This window comes from Micromonospora sp. NPDC049799 (genome assembly GCF_040656655.1).
GTDB lineage: Bacteria > Actinomycetota > Actinomycetes > Mycobacteriales > Micromonosporaceae > Micromonospora.
The window spans coordinates 1-3,503 of the sequence record NZ_JBFAMU010000508.1 but is presented as its reverse complement, the minus strand read 5'-3'; the positions used below and the strand labels follow the sequence as shown (position 1 = coordinate 3,503).

Genomic DNA, 3,503 nt, shown 5'->3' with positions numbered 1-3,503 from the left:
CGCCCGGCGTGCCGGCCGTCCAGCCGTCCCGCCGGGAGCCGGCGCCCGCACAGCACGAGCAACAGGTCCTGGGCCCGTCCCCGGACCGGGTCACCCGCGCCGTACGACCAGTCCAGGTCCGTCGCGCGTAGCTCGACACCGGTCAGGTCGGTGCCGAAGAACGCGATGTTCCTCGGGCGCATCCCGGCCAGCACCATGGCGACCCGTTCCGTGGGCACCCGGCGGTCCAGCCCGGCGCCCACCGTGATGTCGAGCCCGTGGATCACGTCGTGCGCGAGGGCACCGTGGGGACCGCCCCCCGGAGGCGTCCACGGATGCGTCGCGTTGTCGCGCAGCGCGGCGAGGAGCCGTTCGGGCGGCAGTGCGGTGGCGTCCCGACGTGCGGTCCGGTCGGCCATGCGGTTGATGCTGCCGCGGGCCTTCGCCAGGTCGAGCACCGTCCGTGCCAGTGAGGTGCGGAACGGCATGGTGGTGTGGGCGACCACCTCCCGCACCCGCCAGCCGTCGCACAACGTGGGCGCGGCCCACTGCCACGGCTCCAGGCCGGCGAGCAGGTCCGCCTGGTCCCGGCGCTCCGCCGCCACCGCCGCCCGTACGTCCTCGGTCATGTCGTTTCCCTCCGGTGGACCGGGCGCGGCGTGTCCGCGCCCCCGGAAGGGATACGAGCCGCGTGCCGGAAACCCATCGGTCGTCGGTGGAGTGCGTATGGTCGAGCGGTGACCGTGGCGTCGACGGACGAGACCGTCTCCCGGCTGGAGCCGTTCCGGATCGAGTTGACCGGCTACTGCTACCGCATGCTGGGTTCCGGCTTCGAGGCCGAGGACGCGGTGCAGGAGACGCTGCTGCGGGCGTGGCGGTCGTACGACCGCTACGACGCGAGTCGGGCGTCGCTGCGGACGTGGCTCTACCGGATCGCGACGAACGTCTGCCTGGACCTGCTCCGGGGCGCCCGACGACGGGCGCTGCCGATGGATCTCGGTGCACCGGCGGTCGCCGGTCCGGGCCTCGGCGAGCCGGTGTCGGAGCGGGTCCTCGTGCAGCCGGTGCCCGAGTCGCTGGTGCTGCCCGCCGCCGCCGACCCGGCGGAGCAGGCCGTACGACGGGAGACGGTCCGCCTGGCGTTCGTCGCCGCCCTCCAGCACCTGCCGCCCCGGCAGCGGGCGGTCCTGATCCTGCGGGACGTGCTGTGCTGGACCACCGAGGAGGTGGCCGACCTGCTGGACGCCAGCCTCCCCGCGGTGACCAGCGCCCTGCAGCGGGCCCGGACCACCCTCCGGACGGTGGAGGTGCCGCCCGGAGAACCGTGGCGCCCGTCCGACCCGGACCAGCGCGACCTGCTCGCCCGCTACTGCGCGGCGTTCGAACGCCATGACGTCGCCGCCCTGGTGGCTCTGCTGCACGAGGACGCCACGATGTCGATGCCGCCGTTCCGGTGGTGGATCCGGGGCCGCGACCGGATCGCGGCGGCACTCTCCGATCCGGCGGCCTCCTGTGCGGGGGCACGTCTGGTGCCGGTGGCCGCCAACGGGTCGCCGGCGTTCTGGCAGACCCGGCCGGGCCCGGACGGGGCCCACCGTCCGTTCGGGCTGGTGCTTCTCGACGTGCAGGAGGACCTGATCACCGGCATCGCCAGCTACCTCGACACCGAGCGGCTGGTCCCGTTGTTCGACGCCCCGCCCCACCACATCGCGACGTGACCGGGCCCGGCCTTCCCGTGAAGGAAGGCCGGGCCCGTGTGCGCTCCGGTCAGCTCCGCCGAAGCGTCAGTACTCCGGCTGGGTCTGCACGTTGAATCGCGTGTAGTGGTGGGTCTTCGCCCCGGGGATGGACTCCTCGTCGATCTCCAGGACGTCGAAGCCCTTCTGGATGTCGCTGGAGTAGATGTGTCCGTTGTAGTAGTACGCCGACCAGGAGCCGCCGAGGATCCGCTGCGTGGCGGACAGCGGGCCGCGCTCCCAGTAGCCGATCTCCTTCGGGTTCGCCGAGTCGGTGAAGTCCCAGACCGAGATGCCGCCCTGGTACCACGCCTGGACCATGACGTCGCGGCCGGGCACCGGGATCAGCGAGCCGTTGTGCGCCACGCAGTTCTCGGTGCTGGCGTTCTCCCGCGGGATCTTGAAGTAGCTGCGGAAGACCAGTTTCCCGTCCACGATGTCGTAGATGGCGTCCGCGCCCCGCTTCGGCCCGATGGTCGGGTTGCAGGTCGCTCCGCTGCCGCCGCCGAGTTCGTCGGTGAAGACAACCTTGGTGCCGGTGTTGTTGAACGTCGCGGAGTGCCAGAAGGCGAAGTTCGCCGTGTCCCGCACCGAGTGGATGACGCGCGGGGCCGCCCGGTCGGAGATGTCCATCAGGATGCCGTCGCCCATGCAGGCACCGGCGGCCAGGTCCTTCTCCGGGAACACGGTGATGTCGTGGCAGCCGCTGGTGTTCGTGTACCCGCCCTCGGGGAACAGATTGGGCATGGCCACCACGGCCGCGTCGGTCGGCGACTTCACCGGCACCTCGACGATCGAGATCGAGTCGTGCGGCCGGGAACAGCCGACGTAGGTGTCACTCGGCCCGTACGAGGAGACGTAGAGGTAGAGCGACTCCTTGTCCTTCGCCGGCACCAGCGTGTGGGTGTGCGAGCCGCAGGCCGTCTGGACGGACTTGATGTACTCCGGCTTCACCGGGTTGCTGATGTCGAAGACCTTGATGCCCTCCCACTTGGTCTGGCTGGAGGGGACTCCGGTGCTCGCGCACGAGTCGTCGCTGCGGGGCGAATCGGTGGACAGGAAGAGCAGGCCACCGTGGACGGAGATGTCGTTCTGCGAGCCGGGGCAGTGCACCTGAGACATGATCTTCGGTGCGGCCGGGTTCGCGATGTTGTAGATGGTGAAACCCTCGTAGTTGCCCACATAGGCGAAGGGCCCCTGGAACGCGACGTCGGTGCCGAGCGCCGACAACGTGTCGAACGGTGCCTGCTTGGGCAGGTTGGCGATCTGCCGCAGGTTGGGGCTGCTGGAGATCTCGTCCACGGCGAGTTGGGCGGTCACACTGCCCACGTCCGCCACCTGCTCGACCTCGGCCTCGTCCGGCGCCGCCTGCGCGCCCGTCTGGGCACCGGCGACGGTCGCCACGAGGAGACCGGCGGCGGCGATGCCGGCGAGGCGCCGCCATGCCGGTTGCGGTGCGGATAATTGGATCATCGGCGAGTCCCTCCGGAAGGAGATGATGATTCACGTCACCCTAGTGGCCAGGCGATGAACATCGATGTGACCTAGGTCACACTTTGCGTCGGTCGTGAATGGATACGATCGGCCACGACCTCGACCTTCAGGGAGTGGCGGATGACCGCACGAGGCAGATGGACGCTGATCGCCGTCACACTGACGGCCCTCGTTCTCACCGTGGTCGTTGTCCTACTTCGACCCGACGACAGGGCCGCGCAGCCCGTGGCCCGGACGCCGGACGCGTCCGCCGCCGCGGACGGCCCGCCGGTGATCGTGCCCGGCCGGCCGGGG

At 70.6% G+C, this 3,503-nt stretch carries 3 protein-coding genes; 1 reads left to right on the top strand and 2 read right to left on the bottom strand.

What is annotated here, in order from left to right:
• Nucleotides 1-608: maleylpyruvate isomerase family mycothiol-dependent enzyme (locus AB0I76_RS25360; RefSeq protein ID WP_357040248.1), on the bottom strand; the 608-nt coding region annotated here is incomplete at its 3' end.
• Between the two features lie 108 nt (nt 609-716).
• Here AB0I76_RS25360 and AB0I76_RS25355 point away from each other — a divergent pair.
• Complete coding sequence (locus AB0I76_RS25355; protein ID WP_357040245.1) at nt 717-1,697, top strand: sigma-70 family RNA polymerase sigma factor; 981 nt, start codon at nt 717-719, stop codon at nt 1,695-1,697.
• Nucleotides 1,698-1,763: 66 nt separating this feature from the next.
• Here AB0I76_RS25355 and AB0I76_RS25350 read toward each other — a convergent pair whose 3' ends face one another.
• The gene (locus tag AB0I76_RS25350) at nt 1,764-3,188 is read right to left on the bottom strand and encodes a hypothetical protein (RefSeq protein WP_357040243.1); all 1,425 of its coding nucleotides are present in this window, start codon (nt 3,186-3,188) and stop codon (nt 1,764-1,766) included.
• Nucleotides 3,189-3,503: the final 315 nt, after the last annotated feature.

Bases quoted from the DNA above. Each gene is read 5' to 3' on its own strand.
- AB0I76_RS25350 (WP_357040243.1), bottom strand. From the start codon at position 3,188: ATGATCCAATTATCCGCACCGCAACCGGCATGGCGGCGCCTCGCCGGC.